The organism is Shewanella saliphila (genome assembly GCF_014648295.1).
Classification (GTDB): domain Bacteria; phylum Pseudomonadota; class Gammaproteobacteria; order Enterobacterales; family Shewanellaceae; genus Shewanella; species Shewanella saliphila.
Map to the genome: position 1 here is coordinate 49,535 of NZ_BMQV01000005.1, position 21,430 is coordinate 70,964.

The following is a 21,430-nucleotide window of genomic DNA, read 5'->3' on the forward strand; positions in this document are numbered from 1 at the left end:
TGAATCTTAATCCTTAATACGTTTGGTTAACACGCATGCATCACCAGATCTTTGCCCGCATGCTTGGCCTGATACATGGCAACATCAGCACGATGGATAAGGCTGTCTGTATCGCTATCTGCGCTATCATATTGAGCGATACCAATACTGGCACTCACGTTTAACTGGTGGCCGTTAATTTGATAAGGCTGCTTAATTAATTCTAATACACGCTTAGCTTTATGATTAACAATATCACACAGGTTATCGTGCTGTAAAAGTAGTACAAACTCATCGCCACCATAACGGGCAAAAATATCGCCCGCCTCTAGATTGCTTGAAACTCGCTGACCTATGTTCATCAACAAGCTATCACCAATACCATGGCCATAGGTATCATTAACTTGTTTAAAGCCGTCAAGGTCAATAAATAATAGTGAAAAGGCTTGCTTAGCATTGATGCGTTGCTGGATGGTATTTCTTATCGACATACGGTTAGCCAACCCTGTCACTTGATCATGATTAGCTAAATGCAACGCTTCCGCTTGTGCTTTGGCTAAGTCTGCCGTTTTATCTTTGACGCGCTTCGCCAAATCAGCCTGACTACTTATCACTTGTTTAGACATACAATGAAAACGGTCAAACAAGGCGACAAACTCTGTGGTTTCGATGCGCTGCTTAGCCCAAGGTGTGAGCTGCGTTTGTTGCTCAGCTAAAGCGCAAGCTTGCTCGGTAAGCGCTGCAATAGGTCGAGTAATTAACCCTGCCATCCACCAGCTGAGTAACAAACAGGCGAAAAACGACAAAGTAGCTACCCATAAAATAGTGTTAATCTCAGACTCTGCTCTTGCATACAGCTCGTCCAAAGGTTGCGGGATCATCACTCCCCATCCCGTTGTCGGCACCATAGTATAAGCCGCTATCATATCTTGCTTAACCGCAGGCGAGTAGAACTCCATCACACCGGTATTACCTGCCATCATTTGTTGCACTATGCTGACGTTTGATAAGTTTTTGCTGCTGGCTTGCCACTCTTTGTTTGGGTGAGCCAATATATTACCTTGGCGATCAACAATGGCTGCATGGCCTTTTTTGCCAAATTTAACCGCTGACTGTAGTAAAGTAATAAATTCTGGGTTCATCACCGCCAGCCAAATTCGTTGCTGTTGGTCTTTACGGATCATATACAAAGTTGGATTAACGCCTCCCACTATATGCACGTCAGTAAACCTAGCCGTTGATAATTGTGAAAGTTCAAAAATATTCTCATCTTGGGTTAACGAGCCGGGTTGTAATTGTGTGGGGCCAAATAACACATTAACCAGATTACCTTTGGCATCATATTCACCGACCGATTCAACATCGATATCATTAAACAGTTTGATAAATTCAGCAGGAATATGTTGCTTGATAACAGAATCTGTAGCGCGATTAAAAATAGATAAGGCATCAACACTATAACGGTCTAATGCTTGTGATAGGTTTTTCGCCAACAATAAATGTTTGTCTTGAACCGTGCGGTATTCATTGTCTAATGCATTATGGCTGGTCCACAAAGCTAAAACACAAATGGGGATTAATGAAACCACACTCATGGCAATTAACAATAGATACCGAAACGATAATTTCATTTAACTCTCATATGTCGCACTTTGAAACAAACGCCTTGTTCTTGGTTGAAATAGGGTAATGTCGTGCATAAAAAGACAAAGGCGACACATTAAACATATTTAGTTACATTTGCAACAAACATACAACTTTTGCACAACAAAAAACCCCGATAATTGCTTATCGAGGTTGGTATTTTTGTCTTACTAAAAGGTCTGCATAGACCTGCTTATTATAAGCTGTAGTACATTTCGAACTCTAATGGGTGAGTTGTGCGTGATACACGCTCAGCTTCAGCTGATTTAAGTACGATGTAAGATTCGATGAAATCTTTGCTGAATACGTCACCTTTTAATAGGAAGTCATGGTCAGCTTGTAAGTTTTCAAGTGCGTTTTCTAGTGAAGTTGCAACTTGTGGGATCTCAGCCGCTTCTTCAGCAGGTAAGTCATACAAATCTTTGTCCATTGCTTCGCCTGGGTGGATCTTGTTTTGAATACCGTCAAGACCAGCCATTAACAAGGCAGCAAAACCTAAGTATGGGTTTGCATGTGGATCTGGGAAACGCGTTTCAATACGACGACCTTTAGGGCTTGGTACCACTGGGATACGAATTGAAGCACTACGGTTACGCGCAGAGTAAGCTAACATAACAGGCGCTTCAAAGTGAGGCACTAAACGCTTGTAAGAGTTAGTGCTTGGGTTAGTGAACGCGTTCAATGCACGAGCGTGCTTGATAATACCACCAATGTAGTAAAGTGCAGTTTCACTTAAACCCGCGTACTTATCACCCGCAAACAAGTTAACACCGTCTTTTGCTAAAGACTGGTGAACGTGCATACCGCTACCGTTGTCGCCAACGATTGGTTTTGGCATAAATGTCGCAGTTTTGCCATAAGCATGTGCCATGTTGTGCACAACATACTTAAGAATTTGGATTTCATCCGCTTTCTTAGTAAGCGTGTTAAAACGTGTTGCGATTTCGTTTTGACCCGCTGTAGCCACTTCGTGGTGATGCGCTTCAACAACTTGACCCATTTCTTCTAACACTAAACACATTGCTGAACGCAAGTCTTGTGAAGAGTCAACAGGTGCGACTGGGAAGTAACCACCTTTAACCATTGGACGGTGGCCGGTGTTGCCTTCTTCATAGCTCTTAGCAGAGTTCCATGCAGCTTCTTTCGCATCAATTTTAACGAAAGTGCCTGACATATCAGTACCAAAACGTACGTCATCAAAAATGAAGAACTCTGGCTCTGGACCAATTAATACTGTGTCTGCAATGCCTGTAGACTTTAAGTATTCTTCTGCTTTTTTAGCGATTGAACGTGGGTCACGGTCATAACCTGTCATTGTGCCAGGTTCTAAAATATCACAACGAATTAGTGCCGTCGTTTCTTCAGTGAAAGGATCTAATACGAAAGTAGTTGGATCAGGCATTAGCACCATGTCTGATTCATTAATGCCTTTCCAGCCATTAATTGAAGAACCGTCAAACATTTTGCCGTCTTCAAAAAAATCTTCATCTACTTGGTGAGATGGGATAGAAACGTGCTGCTCTTTACCTTTAGTATCGGTAAAGCGCAAGTCAACAAACTTAACTTCTAACTCTTCAAGTTGCTTTAAAACTGATTCAACTGACATTCTCAAGCCTCCGGTAGGGTAAAGGGTTATCCCTTAAAATAATTTGGTTATTCGCCAGACAATTTATCTGGAGAACGAATTAGCATTTGTTCGATTGTCTGCAATATAGCGATAATCATGCCAACTAGCTAACCGTTTGATTTTTATAACGTTGAAAATAATGCAGCCTGCACAAAATCTCATTTTGCACCAGTGCAGTGCACCACTATGTTGCAATGTGGTGCAAAAGTCCATTGTGGTGCGCCAGCAAATTAAGAAAGTTTTTGTTAGTGTCACATTTCTGCATGACAAGCTTGTTACGCTAAAAAGCAGTAGCGCAATAAAAATGAATATTACCACTTATATAGAAAGCATTTATCTGCTGCAAAAAGTGAAAAAAAGCATAATACATTCTATTTAAATAAACGTTTTCAGGTGTTTTTTGGCCACAAGAGCACGAAAAATGCTATTTGTTCAAAAATAATCCTATCTACAAAAGCCGCTCTGAAGTAGAATGGCACGCTTTTTTATGACGTCTATAATTACACAGTCGTTATAAAGCCCCCTTTTTTTATTGATGGTTTAGAGGTTTATCCGTGCTAGAGAATTTACGTAACATCGCCATTATTGCCCACGTTGACCATGGTAAAACAACCTTGGTAGACAAATTGTTGGCGCAGTCAGGAACCCTTGCATCTCGTGGAGAAGCTACTGAGCGGGTTATGGATTCTAACGATCTTGAAAAAGAACGTGGGATCACCATTCTGGCAAAGAACACTGCCATCAAGTGGAATGACTACCGTATTAACATCGTAGACACCCCTGGTCACGCCGATTTCGGTGGTGAAGTAGAGCGTGTTCTATCTATGGTAGATTCAGTTTTACTATTGGTTGACGCAGTTGATGGCCCAATGCCACAAACTCGCTTCGTAACCAAAAAAGCATTTGCTCAAGGCCTAAAGCCTATTGTTGTAATCAACAAAATTGACCGTCCAGGCGCACGTCCTGATTGGGTTATTGACCAAGTATTCGACCTATTCGATAACTTAGGTGCAACTGACGAACAGTTAGATTTCCCTATCGTGTACGCTTCTGCATTAAATGGTTTCGCCACTTTAGATCCAGAAGAAACTAGCGAAGACATGACACCACTATTCCAAACCATCGTAGAGAAAGTTTCTTTCCCTGACGCTGATGCGGAAGGTGCATTCCAAATGCAAATTTCACAATTAGATTATAACTCTTATGTGGGTGTAATCGGTGTAGGCCGTATTAAGCGTGGTAGTGTTAAAACTGGCCAACAAGTGACTATAATCGGTGCTGACGGTAAAAAGCGTAACGGTAAAATGGGCCAAGTATTAGGTTACATGGGTCTAGAACGTACTGAAGTTGAAGTCGCTAACGCCGGTGACATCGTTGCGATTACAGGTCTTGGTGAACTTAAGATTTCTGACACAGTTTGTGCTGTTAATGAAGTTGAAGCTTTACCACCATTGTCTGTTGATGAACCAACATTGACCATGACTTTCCAAGTAAACACCTCGCCATTTGCTGGTAAAGAAGGTAAATACGTTACTTCACGTAACATCCTTGAGCGTTTACAGCAGGAATTAGTGCACAACGTTGCATTACGTGTTGAAGAAACTGACAGCCCTGACCGTTTCCGCGTATCAGGCCGTGGTGAATTACACTTATCAATCTTAATTGAAAACATGCGTCGTGAAGGCTACGAGTTAGCTGTATCGCGTCCAGAAGTTATTCTTAAGACTATCGATGATGAGCTATGTGAACCATTTGAAACAGTTACTGTTGACGTTGAAGAAGAACATCAAGGTACTGTGATCGAAAGATTAGGTACTCGTAAAGCTGAAATGAAAGACATGCAGCTTGATGGTAAAGGTCGTGTACGTATCGATTTTATCATCCCAAGCCGTGGTCTAATCGGTTTTCAAACTGAGTTCTTAACAGCAACGTCAGGTACGGGTTTGATTTACCACTCATTTGATCACTACGGTCCACATAAAGGCGGTGACATCGGTCAACGTGCTAACGGCGTATTGATTTCAAACGCGACAGGTAAAGCGTTAACATTCGCACTATTTGGTCTGCAGGACCGTGGTCGTCTGTTTATTGGCCATGCGGCCGAAGTCTATGAAGGTCAAGTAGTTGGTATTCACGCTCGCTCAAACGATTTGACAGTTAACTGTCTTAAAGGCAAGCAGCTAACCAACATGCGTGCATCTGGTACAGATGAAGCGCAAGTACTGACTCCGCCAATCAACATGTCTCTTGAGCAAGCGCTTGAGTTCATCGATGATGACGAATTAGTAGAAGTAACGCCAAAGAACATTCGTGTTCGTAAGAGATTCTTAACTGAAAACGACCGTAAGCGCGCTAGCCGCGGTTAATTCGTTCAGTTAAACTGCACCAGCAGTTGAATCAAATTAAGCCCAGACAATGTCTGGGTTTTTTTGTGCCTTTTCGCTAAAACTGGACGCGTCAATAAGCCTGCTTGTAACAACATGAAAACATTTTACTAGGTGGTTCCATTAAAGGTCTGTAATACTCATCCACAATAGTTAACAATAATTTGGGAGTCGATATGAGTATGTTGCAACATGTTAGTGTGGCCAAACAAGCCAACGTATATTTTAATGGTAAAGTCACCAGTAGAAGCGTTGTCTTTGCCGATGGCACAAGACAAACACTAGGTGTAGTGTTACCTGGAGAATATGAGTTTTCCACCGCGGAAGGCGAGATAATGCAAGTGACTTCTGGCGAATTTGAAGTGCTTTTACCTGGTGAAACAGAGTGGAAAACATTCAGCGCTGGCAGCCAATTTGAGCTTGCACCAAATGTGAGCTTTAGCCTACGCAACACCATCATCTCAGAATACTGCTGTCATTACATCTAAGTGTAAAATTGCAGCCTCCACAAGGCGCAAGCGGCTTCATCATGGTCATTGACACTAATCAGCTTAATCGCAACAGATTAAGCTGATTTTTTAGCTAAAACCGTCTACTCTATGAAAATATTGGTTTTTAAGGAGTGTGTCATGCGTCTTATATTACTCATAAGCTTGTTAATAATAAGCTGTAATAGCCTCGCAACTGTGTACCGTTGGGTCGATGAAAATGGCAAAGTGCATTATTCAGATGAGCCAAAAGCCAATGCTGAAGCCGTTGAATTAAATGAAAATACACAGAATGAAATCAGTATAAAAACACCACCCAAAGCCCATGTAACGATTAAAGAAGATAAAGCATCAGTCAGATATACCATTATAATAACCTCTCCCAAAGAAGAAGCCACCATCCGCGATAATAACGGTGATTTAACCGTTAATGTTAGTGTTTCCCCGCAATTACCTCGCGGCTCCATGCTCACGTTATTAGTAGATGGAGTACTTACCGAAGGTCCACAAACCTCAGCAATCTTTACCTTGTCAGGTATTTTTAGAGGCGAGCACACTATTGTCGTTAACGCTGTGGCACAAAACGGCAAAGTCCTTGCATCTAGCTCTCCAAGAAAGATTTTTCTTCACCAAGCATCAGTACTAGGACCGGCAAAAAAGTCTAATTAGAAATTTATAAACCTATAAATTCAATGGTTTAAAAATAAATTCCTCATTTTTCGTCGTTATTGCTGTTTGTGTGAAACGGGTTGCAGCGCGCACCAACTTGGTGCACCATGTTAGTGCAACCCTTACTAGGACGGCTAATGGACACAAATAACCTTCTCAATCATTTAGTCACAGCGGTGCTGGTAATCGATACCGAGCTCAAGCCAAGCTATGCCAATGCCGCGGCTGCACAATTACTTGGCATAGGTAATAACAAGCTGCTAGAACAACCTTTGCCTGAGCTATATCAATTAATGGGTGTAGAGCCACAATTACTCAGAGATGCTATTCGTGCAGGCCAAGGAATAACGGTTAACACAGCAGCATTAATTACTCTTGATGGCCAGCACCATACCGTCGACATAACGTTAATGCCACTTGAGAGTGAAACCAACTCAAGCATTTTAGAATTACGCCAAGTTGACCAACAACGTCGTATTCATCAGCAACTTAACATGGATGCTCAACAGCAAGCGGCACAGTTTTTGGTGCGAAATTTAGCCCACGAAATTAAAAATCCATTAGGTGGATTACGAGGCGCGGCACAATTACTGTCACGAGAATTAACCTCTCCTGATTTAAAAGAGTTTACCAGCTTGATCATCGAACAAGCTGATAGGCTACGTAATTTGGTTGACCGGCTTTTAGGGCCACAGAGACCAACTCAACATACTGAGCACAATATTCATCAAGTGGTGCAAAAAGTATTAAAGCTGGTTGAAATGGCATTGCCGAGCAATATCCACTTAAAACGCGATTACGATCCATCGATACCCGACACCCAAATGGATCCTGATCAAATGCAGCAAGCTGTACTCAATATTGTCCAAAATGCCATCCAAGCATTAGAGCCTGCTGGCGGGGATATTTTGATTAGAACCCGCACTCAACATCAAGTCACTATTGGCACCCAACGTTATAAGTTGGTGCTAGCGTTGTCGATTATCGATAACGGCCCAGGCATACCGTCTGAGCTGGTTGATACTTTGTTTTACCCTATGGTGACAGGCCGCGACGAAGGCTCAGGGTTAGGTTTATCGATTGCACATAACATTGCCCGTCTCCACGGTGGCAGAATTGATTGCGTATCTGCACCTGGACACACCGAATTTATTATCACCCTGCCATTACAATAATTAGCATGCCTTTGTCGGCAGAAAGAGGTTTTAACATGAACATAAGTGAACAAGTTTGGATCCTCGATGATGACAGTTCGATCCGATGGGTATTAGAAAAAGCACTTCAAGGTGCATCATTAACAACTGCAAGCTTTGCCGCCGCCGAATCATTGTGGCAAGCGCTAGAATCATCACAGCCACAGGTAATTGTGTCAGATATTCGTATGCCTGGTACTGATGGTTTAACCTTATTGGACCGCTTACAGCTGCATTATCCGCATATCCCTGTGATTATCATGACAGCGCATTCAGATTTAGACAGCGCAGTGAGCGCCTATCAAGCGGGCGCATTTGAATACTTACCTAAGCCTTTTGATATCGATGAAGCCATCAGTCTTGTTGAGCGAGCCTTAACTCACGCAACCGAACAAACACCGCCGCCGGTCAGCGATGCAGAAGTCAAAACACCTGAAATCATCGGTGAAGCACCTGCAATGCAAGAAGTCTTTAGGGCCATCGGCCGCCTGTCTCGTTCATCAATCAGTGTATTGATTAACGGTCAATCAGGTACCGGTAAAGAGTTAGTGGCAGGTGCGCTGCATAAACACAGCCCACGCAAAGACAAATCATTTATCGCATTAAACATGGCGGCAATTCCTAAAGACTTAATTGAATCAGAACTATTTGGTCATGAAAAAGGCGCCTTTACAGGTGCTGCTAATGTGCGCCAGGGCCGTTTTGAGCAAGCCAATGGTGGTACCTTATTTTTAGACGAAATTGGCGACATGCCATTAGACGTACAAACTCGATTGTTACGAGTATTAGCAGATGGTCAATTTTATCGTGTTGGTGGCCACCAAGCAGTGCAAGTCGATGTGCGGATTATTGCTGCAACCCACCAAAATTTAGAAGTTTTAGTGCAAAAAGGCACTTTCCGTGAAGATTTATTCCATCGTTTAAACGTAATTAGAGTGCACTTACCGCCATTATCACAACGCCGTGAAGACATCGCTCAATTAGCCAGCCACTTCTTAACCACAGCGGCTAAAGAGATTGGTGTAGAACCCAAAGTCCTCACCAAAGAAACAGCGGTTAAGCTGGCAAATTTGCCTTGGCCAGGTAACGTACGTCAATTAGAAAACACTTGTCGTTGGTTAACCGTAATGGCATCTGGACAAGAAATTCTGCCACAAGATTTACCGCCAGAGTTGTTAAAAGACCCAGTAACGAGTCAGCAAACACAGGCTGGTGCCAGTGATTGGCAAACGGCATTAACCGACTGGATAGATGAAAAGTTAGCCGCGGGCGAAAGTGATTTATTAACTGAAGTACAACCAGAGTTTGAACGTATTTTGCTAGAAACTGCTCTGCGTCATACTCAAGGCCATAAACAAGAAGCGGCAAAACGTTTAGGCTGGGGCCGCAATACCTTAACCCGTAAGCTCAAAGAGTTGTCTATGGATTAACCAACAAAAGTAGATTTAATACTTTTAAATCAGACTATTGTGTAGTTGCCTCGGTGATTTAATGTGAGCATGTACACATTTGGATAATGCAATAAAACATTTCCAATATGAGTACATGCAAAATCAGCTATCAATGCTAGAATGAAAAATCGGTAAAAATTGCATTAACGCTTAGCGAAGGACTGATTTTGGAATTTGATACTCATTATGGTGTGGTCATTCACCAAGACTTTATTCCTCTCTATGCAGATGATAACTACGCTAAAATTTTCGGTTACACTAGCGCACAAGACATTCTCGGTTTAAAAAGTATCTTAGAGTTAATTGACCCTGAAGCCCAAGATATTGCCGCGCATACTTATTATGCGCTAATGAGCGGAATCGAAAAACCGCAAGTTCGTAGTTACATCAATCGTAATCGTCTTGGCCAGTTAATGAATGTGCTTTCTATTGAGCACGTTGTTGAGTGGCAAGGCCGACCGGCATTACAAATCACCATTGTTGATTTAACTGAGAATATTACCCTCAATAAAAACCTTCAACAAAGCGAGTTTCGCTACCGCCAACTAGTGCATAGCTCATTGCAAGGCGTGTTGAACCATCGCAAATTTAGCCCACTGTTTTGCAACCAAGCTTTTGCAAGCTTACTCGGTTATCCCAATAGCCAAAGCATCCTGGCGCTTCCTTCTATACTCGATGTGATTGATCCTGATTACCGCACCCATCGACAAGAGGCATACACGGCTTTATTTGACCAAAAACTCAAACCCCATCCGGTTGAGATAAAATGCGTTCATCTGAGTGGTAAAACCGTATGGGTAAAATTATTAGAAAGCATTATCGATTGGGAAGGACAACCCGCCGTTCAGGTTACAGTTATTGATATCACAGAGTCATACCTACTTAAGCAAAAGTTTGAACAACAAATTCATCTCGATTACTTAACCCAAGTCTTCCATCGACGAGGACTGTTGCATAATGCACAGGCCAAATACAACGAGAAAGCCGTGCAAACACAGCAGCTATATTGTGTGTTAATGGGATTAGATGAACTCAAACAAATTAACCACTTATACGGTCATGTTATGGGTGATAAGGCATTGATCAATTTTGCACAGCATTGTCAAAGTAAACTCACCGATGATGATTTACTGGGCCGTTGGAGTGGCGATGAATTTATTGCCCTGATAAAAGCGGGCAGTAACAACATCGCGCGTAGCATTGCCGAAAGTATCCGTCACAGCATTGAAGACAGCGAACTGATTGACCCGCAAAGCGGTAAACATATTCGCTTTAGTGCCAGTGTTGGTATATCAAAATGGCAAACCGACGATACTATTGAAAACCTAATTTTACGCGCAGACTCGGCCCTAGAATTAGCCAGAGCGCAAGTAACCAACCAACTAGTGATGGTGTAAACCTCAGTTCATAGCGCCCAGATATATCGCAATAATTAACCTGAACTCGCGATAATTACACTGGGTCTTGGTGAATAATCACTTCAGCATCATCAAAAGCAGCTTTAATGACTAAGCCGGCCTTGTCGGCAATATCGTGTGCTTCTTCAAGAGACAGCTCACCAGGCAGTTCCATATGCAATTGAATAAAGGTGGTTTTACCCGCCTGGCGAGTACGTAAGTCATGAATGCCTTTTACACGAGGATCTTGCTTTGCCAGCATTTTAATTTGCTCGCGAGTGTCATCATCTAACTCTCGGTCAAGTAAACTTTGTACTGATCGATAAGCCAAATCTACCGCTTGATGGCCAATAAACAGCGCAATTAACACCGCAAACAACCCGTCTGCCCACCACCAACCGTACATGGCTAACACTAGGGCTAATAACACTGCACCATTAAGTAGCAAGTCAGATTTATAATGTAATGAGTCTGCCTCAACCACTGTGCTGTTGGTGTTTTCTAGTGCACGTTGCTGTACTAGCACGAGTGCCAATGTCATCGCTATGGCAATAATAGACACCACAATCCCCACGCCAGTATTCACAATAGGTACAGGGTTGATCAGCTTTTCACCGCCATAAAGTAGCAACAGTGAGGCCGAACCTAAAATAAATGCAGCTTGCGCCAACGAGGCTAACGGTTCAGCTTTACCGTGACCATAACGATGATCTTTATCTGCAGGGACGATGGCATAACGAATGGCAATAAAGTTAACAATTGAAGCTAAAGCATCAGCAAATGAGTCAGTTAATGAGCCCAACATACTGGCTGAGCCAGAATACAGCCAAGCTAATAACTTGATCACAATAAGGCATAAGGCTGTTGCTACCGATGCGCGACTCGCGAGCTTGACCCAAAAGTCATAATCAGAAGATGTGGACATAAGAAAGTTATCGACTCTATTAGCTGAATTTACCGACCATTACTATAGCAAGTTAGCTAGCACATTAGGACAAAGTTTACTTACTTCAACTCTACCTTTAATCAAAATGTGACCATTAGCAAACTTGAATAAACAAAAAGCCGCTACACAAGGTAACGGCTTTGATTAAATAGCTTTAACACACGGCTAGAGATTAACGACGAGATTTATGGCCTCTACCTTTACCTTGACCAAAATTTTCTTGAAAAACTTGTTGCTGTTCAGGTGTTAATACTAGGTAAATTTCGTTTTGCATTTTGAACTGTGACAACATACCTTGTAATCTCTTTTGGTGTTGTGCTTCAGCGATTTCCGTTGCTTTAACTTCATCAAAAGTGGCAGCAGTAATAAGGGCTAGCATTTCTGCACGATGAGCCTCTCGCTCCTCATCAGTAGGACGCTCAGGACGACCTTCTTTGTATTTATCAAAGATCACTTTCACTTGTTCTTTTTGAGTATCGGATAGATCTAGTCTGCGCAACATTTTGTGCATGCCATCTCTAGGGCCTTGCTGTCTGTCGCCTTTTCTGTCCATCTGTTCTGTTTTTGCAGTAGTGTCGGTTTCGTCAACAGCATACAACTGACCGGCTAATAACGCTGAGCTCGCCACTAAGGCAACTAAACTTGTTTTAAAGATTGAAGATGTTTTCATTGTTAAGTTCCTCGGTATAAATGAGTGTGGTGTTTGGCTTCTGCCTTTGCAGATTTGATACTCAGTTTAACCAATGCAATGTCAAGTAGGGTTACATAGGAGTAAAACAATGTAAATACACACGTCATACCATGTAGCATAAAAAAATGCATGACCAAGTTAGCATTTTCATAGATAAAAATGATGGTAATGCGAGCTGGTTAACGTAATCGGGACTTACTCCTTACACTAACCATAAATAGGCATAAAATCAGATTACTAGCGTTTTAATGGAATTGATTATGAACCGATTGATTGGCCAATTGCTGTTACTTCTAAGTGTATTAATACTCACCCCAAGCTCAATAGCGAATACAAACCCAGCTACTGACAATTCATTATGGTACACCCAACAGCAGGATGCACAACCAGCAGTAAAGCTGCACTTTTTTTGGTCTAAAACCTGCCCGCATTGCCGCGAAGCCCATCCCTTTATCGATGCATTAGGTGAACGCTTTGAATGGATTGACTTGCACGATTACGCAATAAGTGAACCCGGCAATGTTGATAAACTAATGCAAATGGGCCAACAGACTGGGGTAGAACCCAAATCAGTGCCTTACTTTGCCATTTGTGGCGAGGCAGTGGTTGGCTATAACAGCCATGATGTCACCGGACGCTATATTTTAGAACGACTCATTGATTGCTACCAGCGCCAAGGTGGTCAAGCCGATATTGGCAACACTCTCGATGACTTCCTTGTAGCGGCACCGAGCAACGATGCTCCTTTATTTGAAACCTGTGCCGACACCAGTGACGACCCAACAGCAGAAGGCAGCTGCGGCATGTCATTTGACAGCGCGAGCCAAATCGAGCAAAAACCACAAGTACAGCCTGTTGATATTCCATTAATTGGTGCGGTTCATCCTGAACAAATGTCATTACCTGTACTTACCTTAGTGTTAGCCGGTGTTGATGCCTTTAACCCCTGCGCCTTTTTCGTGTTGCTGTTTTTACTGAGCATTATGGTTAATGCGGGTAGCCGTAAACGCATGCTGTTAGTGGGCGGTATTTTCGTGTTTTTCTCAGGTTTTATTTACTTCATCTTTATGAGTGCATGGCTCAACTTATTCCAGCTGTTAGGCGGTGGTGATGGTGGCATTATTATTACCTGTGCAGGGGTGCTGGCACTGGTCGCTGCGGTGGTGAATATTAAAGACTACTTCTATGGGCGAGGTGATGTGAGTTTATCGATGTCGGTTGAAAATCGCGGCTCGTTGATTAAACGCATGGGCAAATTGTCTAAAGCCAGCTCATTGCCGACCATGATTTTAGGCTCAACAATTTTGGCCATTTTAGCCAATGCTTACGAGCTATTGTGTACCGCTGGGTTCCCAATGATTTACACCTCAGTTTTATCATTATCAGACATAGACGCGATGCAGCGTTATATGTATTTGATTGCCTACAATATCGTGTATGTCATTCCTTTAGCGGCCATTGTGATTGTGTTCTCAATGACATTAGGTAAACGCAAACTCACTGAAAAAGAAGGCGAAGTACTTAAGCTGATGTCTGGCATTATGATGCTTGGCTTAGGGGGAATGTTAGTACTTAACCCTGCAGCATTACAAAATGCCGTGTTCTCGGTAGGGCTTATTTTAGGGGCAATTGTATTGACATTTATCGTAGTCAAAGTCACTCGTTACATTAAAAAGCAACCAGACGCTAAAATGTAAAACTGTGCAATGTTAATATAATTTGCCTCAAGTATGAGATAATCTTTAATTGATTGAAAATCGGTATGTTAAGTTAACTTACCGATTTTATTTTGTGCTAGAGGAAAGTTATGAATCGCATTTTATTGATAGACGATGATATTGGTTTATCCGACCTGCTCAGCCAACTGCTTGAGCTTGAAGGTTTTGCATTAACCCAGGCCTACGATGGCGAACAAGGGTTATCACTCGCACAGCAACAAGACTTCGATTTAATTTTACTCGACGTAATGCTACCCAAATTAAATGGGTTTGAAGTATTGCGTGCACTGCGCCAACGCAAGCAAACACCGGTATTAATGTTAACCGCCCGCGGTGACGAAATTGACCGTGTTGTCGGGTTAGAAATTGGCGCAGATGACTACTTACCCAAACCGTTTAACGACCGCGAGTTAGTGGCGCGTATTCGTGCCATTTTACGCCGAGCACAAACCACGCAGCAAGATACGCAGTCTAACGACATGCTGCAATTTGGTGACCTCCGCCTTGACCCGACTCGCCAAGAAACTTATTGCAATGAACAACTGATCATTCTCACCGGTACCGAGTTTTTATTGCTGTTTCATTTAATTGAAAAAAGCGGCGAGCTGGTCACCAAAGAATCATTAAGTGAAAATGTATTAGGCAAAAAATTAATGCCGTTTGACCGCAGCTTAGACATGCACTTATCTAACTTACGTAAAAAGTTGCCAGAGCGCCAAGATGGTCGTCCTAGAGTGAAAACTCTGCGCGGAAAAGGTTATATCTGGATCCCATAATGCTGAAGGTTAATCCGTTCAATCGCTTGTTTTTTAAATTGCTGCTGGGCTTTTGGCTTTGCAGCTCATTGATTATTGCGCTGGTTTCACTGCTACCTTTGCTGCAACTTAATCAAGACCGCTCCCCTTTACCGCCAAGCCAAGAACGGATCTTGCAAAAGATGGCTGAACATATTCAGCAGCACCCTGAATTACTGATCGATAAATCGCTTCAACGTCTCAACCGTGACCGCGACCCAAACGTAGGTCCATTGCGGATATATATTACCGATGAAGCAGGCCAAGTCATCAACACTACGCGCGTATCACGGGTGTTTAGACGCTTTCAATTAATGGCCGAAGAAGCCAATCATCCTATCAGTCATCAATTTAGAAACGAGCTGATTTTTGGCCCTTATCAATTTGAAGTTGAGAGTAAAACCTACAACCTGTTTGGCCGCTTCCCCGACAATCATCCACGGCCATGGTTCTTCTTTTTGGTAGACAACAAATTACTCACCGCAGGGTTTGCCATTTTTTTATCTGGATTACTCTGTGGGTTACTGGCCTGGTATTTAAGTAAACCACTGCGCTCACTCAGGCTCAGCGCCAATGCGCTTGCTAAAGGTGACTTAGCCAACCGTGTCGATGCCGCAACCGCTAATCGCCGCGACGAAATGGGCCAGCTTGCTATCGCCTTTAATGGCATGGCTGATGCCATTGAGACGATGGTGAACAACCAACAACGCTTAATGGGCGATATCTCTCACGAACTGCGCACCCCATTAACTCGCCTGCAATTGTCACTGGCGTTAGCCCGTAAAAAAGGCCAACACAGTACAGAACTAGACCGCATTGAATACGAAGCATTACAACAAGAAGCGTTAATCAGCGAGTTATTAACATTATCAAGAGTGAGACTCAACGCCTCTGAAAAACGCCTCACAGCAGAGCTAACCGAAACCTTAAGCCAAGTACTTGATGACGCTGAATTTGAAGCTGAACAACAAGGTAAACAATTGCTCATTAACATCGATGAATCGATAAGTTTTGAGCATTTACCTAAAACCCTATCTCGTGCAATTGAAAACTTATTGCGTAATGCCATTCGTTATGCCGTAAAAACTGTCTCAATTGAAACCACGCAATCTAAAAATCACATCACCATTGTGGTCAAAGATGACGGACCCGGTTTACCAGAAGCCGAACTAGAAGCCATTTTCACCCCGTTTTATCGCCCAGATAGCTCAAGAGATCGTGAATCTGGCGGTTGGGGATTAGGATTAGCGATTACCCAGGCAGCCATTTATGCTCACAATGGTAAAATTATTGCCAAAAACCGTTTACCTCATGGGCTCATAGTAACAATTGATTTGCCAACGAATTAATTCAAATTAGTGTTAAAACCGTCGCAATGTGATGCTATGCTTAACATTATGATCACATTGCCGAACACTGTATGTACCGAATAATCATTGGTTTATTATGCTGTAGTATTTTTGCCAGCCAGGCGCAAAATATCGATGTTATAGCGTTTGAATATCCACCTTATTTAACGCAACATCGTGCCGACCAAGGTGAGGCTGTCGCCCTGCTGCAGCGTGCGTTTGCCTACAGCGCGTTAAGCCCAGAGATCACTTTTATTAATAGCAGTGCTGTGCAAAACCATTTAGCCAACAATGATTGGTGTTTAAGCTTCTTCCCGCCCCAAAAACCAACCAAACAACATTTACAAATTATTTTAGACGACAAAAAAATTCCGCTAACACTGTTTCGCTTAGCCGAGCCACAAGTGTTTATTGGTAATGAACTGGCCGATAAAGTCATAGCCCATCTACCCATGGCCGTTGATGACAGAAAAGTGCGCTCATTTACTGACTTTGGCGCCACCTTAAAACTGGTCGATACCATTGAGCAAGGGGTGTCATTACTGCTAGCGCAGAAGGTTGATTACATCTATGGCGACCAGGAGGCCATTAATGTCGCCAGCCAAAAACTCAACTTTCCAGCCATCTTATTGCAAGACTCCGCCATGGTGTTTTATCGATTCCCAATTGCCGTATGGCTCAACACTCAATGTGCTAGCGCAGCGGCAATTGAGTCTCACCTTAGGCAACAACAATATTCAATTCACAGCTTTTAACTTTACCTGATGGGTGATTGATGACGCTCACGTGCGGCTGAGGTATACTTTGTTCCCGTTTTTATACCTCGCACTCTATGGTGCTGAATAAGGTGACTATGTTTCATATCGCACTCTACGAACCCGAAATCGCCCCAAACACCGGAAACATCATCCGCTTATGTGCCAATAACGGTGCTCACCTGCATTTAATTGAGCCATTAGGTTTTGATTTAGAAGAGAAAAAACTCCGCCGCGCCGGGTTAGACTACGCCGATTTAACTCGAGTGACGCGTCATAAAGACTATGCGAGCTTTTTAGCCGCAATGCCGGGAAAACGCATAATTGCATGCACTACAAAAGGCAGTCGTCCACATACCCAAATCGCCTTTCAAGATGAAGACATCATGCTTTTTGGGCCTGAAACGCGCGGACTGCCAATGGACATCATTAATGCCACGCCGTTAGAGCAGCGTCTACGTATTCCAATGACAGCCAATAGCCGTAGCTTAAACCTGTCAAATTCAGTGGCAATTATCAGCTACGAAGCGTGGCGACAACTTGGTTTTACAGGCGCAGAATAATGAAACAAACACCGTCACCAGAAACCCAAAATAATGCGCTTGCTATGGCAAAAGCGACTCAAAAGCCGGGGCAAAACAAAGAGCAAACTAAGTTGATTGCGGCCGGAATTGAAAAGGGTATCGCTGAATATAAAAAACGTGAAAAAGCCAAAGCTCGCGACCGCGATAAAGCCCGTAAGCAGCAGTTAAAGGCCAAAAGTAACGATCGTCAAATCGATGATACAGATATGTATCAAGGTGAATCAAATTCTCAAATGACCGCAGCGGCCTGGAGTTTACTTGGATTATTGCTACTAAGTTGGGCAGGATTTGCTGTTTACTTGTTTATGGCGTGAAGCATCACTCAGGTTGATACAAACTCAGCGCCCTAACCACTTGGTATTGTTCGCTGTCATCATCCAAATAATGCGCACTTTGTTGCCACAGCCAACCACCTTGAGGTTGATTAACACTCGCCGCTAGCGGGTCAAATTGCAATTGCACTAATGCTGGGCGCTGATTAATCTCTCCTTTACCTAAAAAAGAATAACTGCCCGCATGTCGATACAAGGTTAATGACTGGCTAACATCGTCAGTCACGCCATTAGCGTACACCAGCAACACCTTTTCTTGTTGTTGCCTAAACCACCATGTTTCACTGTTTGAAAAGCGGCTACCACGGCTCACGCTGATGTATAAATTACGTTGATCAGCCGAGCACATCACCGAGGTCGTTACTGCCATTGGGTCTAATGTGGGGTTAGCAGCAGAGCCTTGCCACTCACCCACCAGCTGCGGGCATAACTCAGCCAATACAACCTTATCAGCAACCGCACTCAAAGGCAGAGTCAAACTCAATGCTCCTAGCAATAACAATAGGCGGCTTTTCATCATAATCCCTTAACTAATGAGCTGTCATTTCAGTCTAACCTAACTTCAAGATAAAAAAATGGCCCACAAGCAAAAACCAGTGAGCCATTTGATGCTTGTTGAGGTCAATAGTCCTTACTGACCAAAACCGGTATCAGTAATATTCACCTGTGTTACTTCACCGTATTGTGCGGCAATATCGGCAATCTCAGTAGCATTACCAATTAACACAAACTGCAGGTTTTGCTGCGGAAAATACTGCTTAACCAATCGTTGAGTTTCAGCCAATGTTAACCCATCCACTTTCGCTTGGAACTGGTTAATAAAGTCATCGCTCATGCCATATAAATACATGTCAGACAGTAACCCAGCAAGTTGGCCACTGGTTTCGTACTTAGGCGGAAACTGCCCTTTGACATACGCTTTGGCTGAGTCTAGCGTCGTTTGATCAATACCCTTTTCCCATAAACGCGAATACGTCAGCAAGGCTAAGTCGATGGCTTCTTTGGTGGTCGACGACTTAGTAAAGGTACTAATTTGGAATAGCCCAGACTGTGAATATGGGCTAAAGCCAGAGCGAGCACCGTAGGTTAAGCCAGCATTGACACGTAATTCATCATTTAACCATGAGGTAAAACGGCCACCTAAAATGGTGTTCACCACGGTTAAACCCACATAATCAGGATTGTCGTAACGAATACCAACACCACCAATTAAAAACGTGGTTTCAATGGCATCAGGCTTGTCGACTAACAACACTCTTGGCTTTGTTAGCTTCGGCAAGCCTTGGCTTAGATCAGGTTGCATCACGGTTTCTGTGACCTGCCAATCGCCAAACGCTTTATTAAGCTTGGCGGTCATCTCAGTAACATCAAAGTCACCGACCACGTTAATGGTCATGTTATTAGGCTGATAGTAACCTTTATGGAATGCTCGTAGCTCGTTAGCATTAATGGTGGCGATAGAATCACTGTTGCCAGACGCTGGGTTTGCATAGGGGTGCTGACCAAAAACCAGCTTGCTAAAGTAGCGGCTAATCACTGCGCGTGGGCTTTCTTTTTGCTGCGATAAGCCAACAATTTCGCGCTGTTTAAGTTTATCAAACTCGGTCGAGTTAAAGTCAGGTTGGCGAATAACATTACTGAAAATGGCTAACACTGTATCGATGTCTTTAGTCATCATGTTAGCGCGCACGTATGTGCCTTCAGCGTCGGCATTGGTATTCACGCTAGCGCCAATAAAGTCCAGCTGTTGCTCAATATCCGCTTTAGATTGACCCGCAGCACCCAACATTAAGCTTTGAGAGGTTAAATAGGCTAAACCTGAGGTGGTGTCATTAACCGCACCCGCTTTAATCACTGCATCAAGGGTGACTAATGGCACTTCTTTTTGCACCATTAAATTAACGGTTAAGCCGTTATCTAAGGTCACTTTTTGATAGCTTGGCATCACAAAGCTCGGGGCTGCCGCGACGGGCTCAGTTGTGGTGCTTTGTGTTGCTGCACAACCGGCTAGGCTTAAACTGCATGCTAAGGCGATGGCTGATAACGACAAGGTCATTGTTGAATGAGTAATGTTTTTCATTTGTCTGACTCCTCAGTCGCAGCGAGCACACCGACAGTGCGATTTGCTTTAATTAAATAGGTTTGTGCTACGCGCTGAATGTCAGCAGGAGTCACTTTGTTATAGGCATCAGGGGCATTAAACAGTTTGGTGTAATCACCAAAATACAGCTCATAGGTGCCCAAGGTGTTGGCTTTACCGTTAATGGTTTCCATGGTTTTATAGAAGTCCATTAACTTGATGTTTTTCACTTTTTCCAGCTCTTGTTGAGTCACGCCCTGGCTGGCAATTAAATCAATTTGCTCAATAAGCGCATGCTCTAAGGTGTCGGCACTCACACCTGCGTTAGCCACACCCAAGATATAAAATAGATTTGGGTCAAATGACATTGGCATATAAGTGTCGGCAGCGACGGCCAATTGCTTATCGACTAACGATTGGTAAAAACGTGAGCTATTACCTTCACTTAACATTGAGGCTAATAAGTCCAATGCATAGTAGTCGGCATGGCTAGTGGCTGGCACATGGTAAGCCAACATAATGTTTGGCGTGCTTACAGATTCTTTTTTAACAAACACACGGCGCTCACCTTTTTGCTCAGGTTCTACCGTGCGCACGGCTTTTGGCGGTGCCTGGGCAGGAATAGGCGCAAAGTATTGGTCTGCTAAGGCTTTTACCTGGGCAAGCTTTACATCACCGCTGATCACCACTAAGGCGTTGTTGGGTGCGTAATAGGTTTTATGGTATTGCTGTAAATCTTCAAGGGTCCATGCGGCGATATCTGACTCATAACCAATAACCGACCAGCTATAAGGATGCGCTGAAAATGCCACGCTTTTTAAGGCTTCTTGAATGGTGCGCCAGTTAGAGTTTTCAAGCCCGGTTGTGCGCTCAGATTGCACAACGCCACGCTCGCTTTCGACCATTTCAGGGTCAATATCTAAGTTGGCGATACGGTCAGACTCAAGATCAAAAATCGTTTCAATACCACTGGCAGGGAACCAATCGGTATACACGGTTAAGTCTTCACTGGTATAGGCATTATTAGCGCCACCCGCGGCTTCCATAGTGCGGTCGAACATTTTAGGACCAAACTTTTTTGAACCGTTAAACATCATGTGTTCAAAAAAGTGCGAAATACCGGTAATACCAGGGACTTCGTTGCGCGAACCAACTTTCCAAAAAATGTACATGTTGGCATTAGGGATTGAGTTATCCTCAAGCACCATGATTTTCATGCCATTATCTAAGGTAAAGCTGTTAATGTCTTCAGCTTGTGTTGCCGACACGGTTGGCGTGCTTAGCACGCCTAATGTCATCAACAAAGCGATGAGTTTACGGGTCATATCTTGCTCCTTGAGCTTTTGTCC

19 protein-coding genes are annotated in these 21,430 nt (G+C 43.3%); 12 read left to right on the forward strand and 7 right to left on the reverse strand.

Features of this window, described 5'->3' with window-relative positions; genetic code table 11:
- Nucleotides 1-26 precede the first annotated feature (26 nt).
- Nucleotides 27-1,610, reverse strand: coding sequence for a sensor domain-containing diguanylate cyclase (locus IEY48_RS04140; protein WP_188917556.1), 1,584 nt, complete (start codon nucleotides 1,608-1,610; stop codon nucleotides 27-29).
- A gap of 209 nt (nucleotides 1,611-1,819) precedes the next feature.
- Complete coding sequence (glnA, locus tag IEY48_RS04145) at nucleotides 1,820-3,229, reverse strand: glutamate--ammonia ligase (protein WP_188917559.1); 1,410 nt, start codon at nucleotides 3,227-3,229, stop codon at nucleotides 1,820-1,822.
- Nucleotides 3,230-3,804: 575 nt separating this feature from the next.
- Between glnA and typA the strand changes: the two genes are divergently transcribed.
- The 6 genes from typA to IEY48_RS04175 all read left to right on the forward strand — a co-directional run bounded on the left by typA (nucleotide 3,805) and on the right by IEY48_RS04175 (nucleotide 10,832).
- Nucleotides 3,805-5,616: a translational GTPase TypA gene (gene typA / locus IEY48_RS04150; RefSeq protein WP_188917561.1), complete on the forward strand. Its 1,812-nt coding sequence runs from the start codon at nucleotides 3,805-3,807 to the stop codon at nucleotides 5,614-5,616.
- Between the two features lie 194 nt (nucleotides 5,617-5,810).
- Complete coding sequence (gene ppnP, locus IEY48_RS04155) at nucleotides 5,811-6,122, forward strand: pyrimidine/purine nucleoside phosphorylase (RefSeq protein ID WP_188917563.1); 312 nt, start codon at nucleotides 5,811-5,813, stop codon at nucleotides 6,120-6,122.
- A 141-nt stretch (nucleotides 6,123-6,263) separates the two neighbouring features.
- Nucleotides 6,264-6,791: a DUF4124 domain-containing protein gene (locus IEY48_RS04160; protein ID WP_188917565.1), complete on the forward strand. Its 528-nt coding sequence runs from the start codon at nucleotides 6,264-6,266 to the stop codon at nucleotides 6,789-6,791.
- A 137-nt stretch (nucleotides 6,792-6,928) separates the two neighbouring features.
- Nucleotides 6,929-7,966, forward strand: a complete 1,038-nt coding sequence (glnL, locus tag IEY48_RS04165; protein WP_188917567.1) for a nitrogen regulation protein NR(II) — start codon at nucleotides 6,929-6,931, stop codon at nucleotides 7,964-7,966.
- A 35-nt stretch (nucleotides 7,967-8,001) separates the two neighbouring features.
- Complete coding sequence (glnG, locus tag IEY48_RS04170; protein ID WP_188917570.1) at nucleotides 8,002-9,414, forward strand: nitrogen regulation protein NR(I); 1,413 nt, start codon at nucleotides 8,002-8,004, stop codon at nucleotides 9,412-9,414.
- A gap of 188 nt (nucleotides 9,415-9,602) precedes the next feature.
- Nucleotides 9,603-10,832, forward strand: a complete 1,230-nt coding sequence (locus tag IEY48_RS04175; RefSeq protein WP_188917572.1) for a sensor domain-containing diguanylate cyclase — start codon at nucleotides 9,603-9,605, stop codon at nucleotides 10,830-10,832.
- Nucleotides 10,833-10,887: 55 nt separating this feature from the next.
- Here the strand turns inward: IEY48_RS04175 and fieF are convergent, their stop codons facing one another.
- Entirely contained in the window at nucleotides 10,888-11,757 is an 870-nt protein-coding gene (fieF, locus tag IEY48_RS04180) for a cation efflux pump FieF (RefSeq protein WP_188917574.1), read from the reverse strand.
- Between the two features lie 193 nt (nucleotides 11,758-11,950).
- A complete protein-coding gene (locus IEY48_RS04185; RefSeq protein WP_188917576.1) occupies nucleotides 11,951-12,448 on the reverse strand; it encodes a Spy/CpxP family protein refolding chaperone in 498 nt (165 codons plus the stop codon).
- A 281-nt stretch (nucleotides 12,449-12,729) separates the two neighbouring features.
- Here IEY48_RS04185 and IEY48_RS04190 point away from each other — a divergent pair, with 281 nt between their 5' ends.
- The 6 genes from IEY48_RS04190 to IEY48_RS04215 all read left to right on the forward strand — a co-directional run bounded on the left by IEY48_RS04190 (nucleotide 12,730) and on the right by IEY48_RS04215 (nucleotide 17,983).
- Nucleotides 12,730-14,166 carry a cytochrome C biosynthesis protein gene (locus IEY48_RS04190; RefSeq protein ID WP_229786314.1) on the forward strand — a complete coding sequence of 479 codons (1,437 nt, stop codon included), beginning with the start codon at nucleotides 12,730-12,732 and terminating at the stop codon, nucleotides 14,164-14,166.
- Nucleotides 14,167-14,276: 110 nt separating this feature from the next.
- Nucleotides 14,277-14,963 (forward strand): response regulator, encoded by a 687-nt coding sequence (locus IEY48_RS04195; RefSeq protein WP_188917580.1) that lies wholly within the window; start codon nucleotides 14,277-14,279, stop codon nucleotides 14,961-14,963.
- Complete coding sequence (locus IEY48_RS04200; protein ID WP_188917583.1) at nucleotides 14,963-16,330, forward strand: ATP-binding protein; 1,368 nt, start codon at nucleotides 14,963-14,965, stop codon at nucleotides 16,328-16,330. Before IEY48_RS04195 ends, IEY48_RS04200 begins: the two co-directional genes overlap by 1 nt.
- Before the next feature lie 71 nt (nucleotides 16,331-16,401).
- On the forward strand, nucleotides 16,402-17,085 hold the full coding sequence (locus tag IEY48_RS04205) for a hypothetical protein (RefSeq protein ID WP_188917585.1): 684 nt from the start codon (nucleotides 16,402-16,404) through the stop codon (nucleotides 17,083-17,085).
- 98 nt (nucleotides 17,086-17,183) lie between these two features.
- A complete protein-coding gene (trmL, locus tag IEY48_RS04210; protein ID WP_188917587.1) occupies nucleotides 17,184-17,648 on the forward strand; it encodes a tRNA (uridine(34)/cytosine(34)/5-carboxymethylaminomethyluridine(34)-2'-O)-methyltransferase TrmL in 465 nt (154 codons plus the stop codon).
- Nucleotides 17,648-17,983 (forward strand): DUF2956 domain-containing protein, encoded by a 336-nt coding sequence (locus IEY48_RS04215; RefSeq protein WP_188917589.1) that lies wholly within the window; start codon nucleotides 17,648-17,650, stop codon nucleotides 17,981-17,983. The genes trmL and IEY48_RS04215 overlap by 1 nt, the downstream gene beginning before the upstream one ends.
- A 4-nt stretch (nucleotides 17,984-17,987) precedes the next feature.
- Here IEY48_RS04215 and IEY48_RS04220 read toward each other — a convergent pair whose 3' ends face one another.
- From IEY48_RS04220 to IEY48_RS04230, 3 genes are all read right to left on the reverse strand, one after another.
- Complete coding sequence (locus IEY48_RS04220; protein WP_229786315.1) at nucleotides 17,988-18,521, reverse strand: hypothetical protein; 534 nt, start codon at nucleotides 18,519-18,521, stop codon at nucleotides 17,988-17,990.
- A 111-nt stretch (nucleotides 18,522-18,632) separates the two neighbouring features.
- Nucleotides 18,633-20,081 (reverse strand): M16 family metallopeptidase, encoded by a 1,449-nt coding sequence (locus IEY48_RS04225; RefSeq protein WP_188917591.1) that lies wholly within the window; start codon nucleotides 20,079-20,081, stop codon nucleotides 18,633-18,635.
- The gene (locus IEY48_RS04230) at nucleotides 20,078-21,406 is read right to left on the reverse strand and encodes a M16 family metallopeptidase (protein WP_188917593.1); all 1,329 of its coding nucleotides are present in this window, start codon (nucleotides 21,404-21,406) and stop codon (nucleotides 20,078-20,080) included. The genes IEY48_RS04225 and IEY48_RS04230 overlap by 4 nt, the downstream gene beginning before the upstream one ends.
- Nucleotides 21,407-21,430 lie beyond the last annotated feature (24 nt).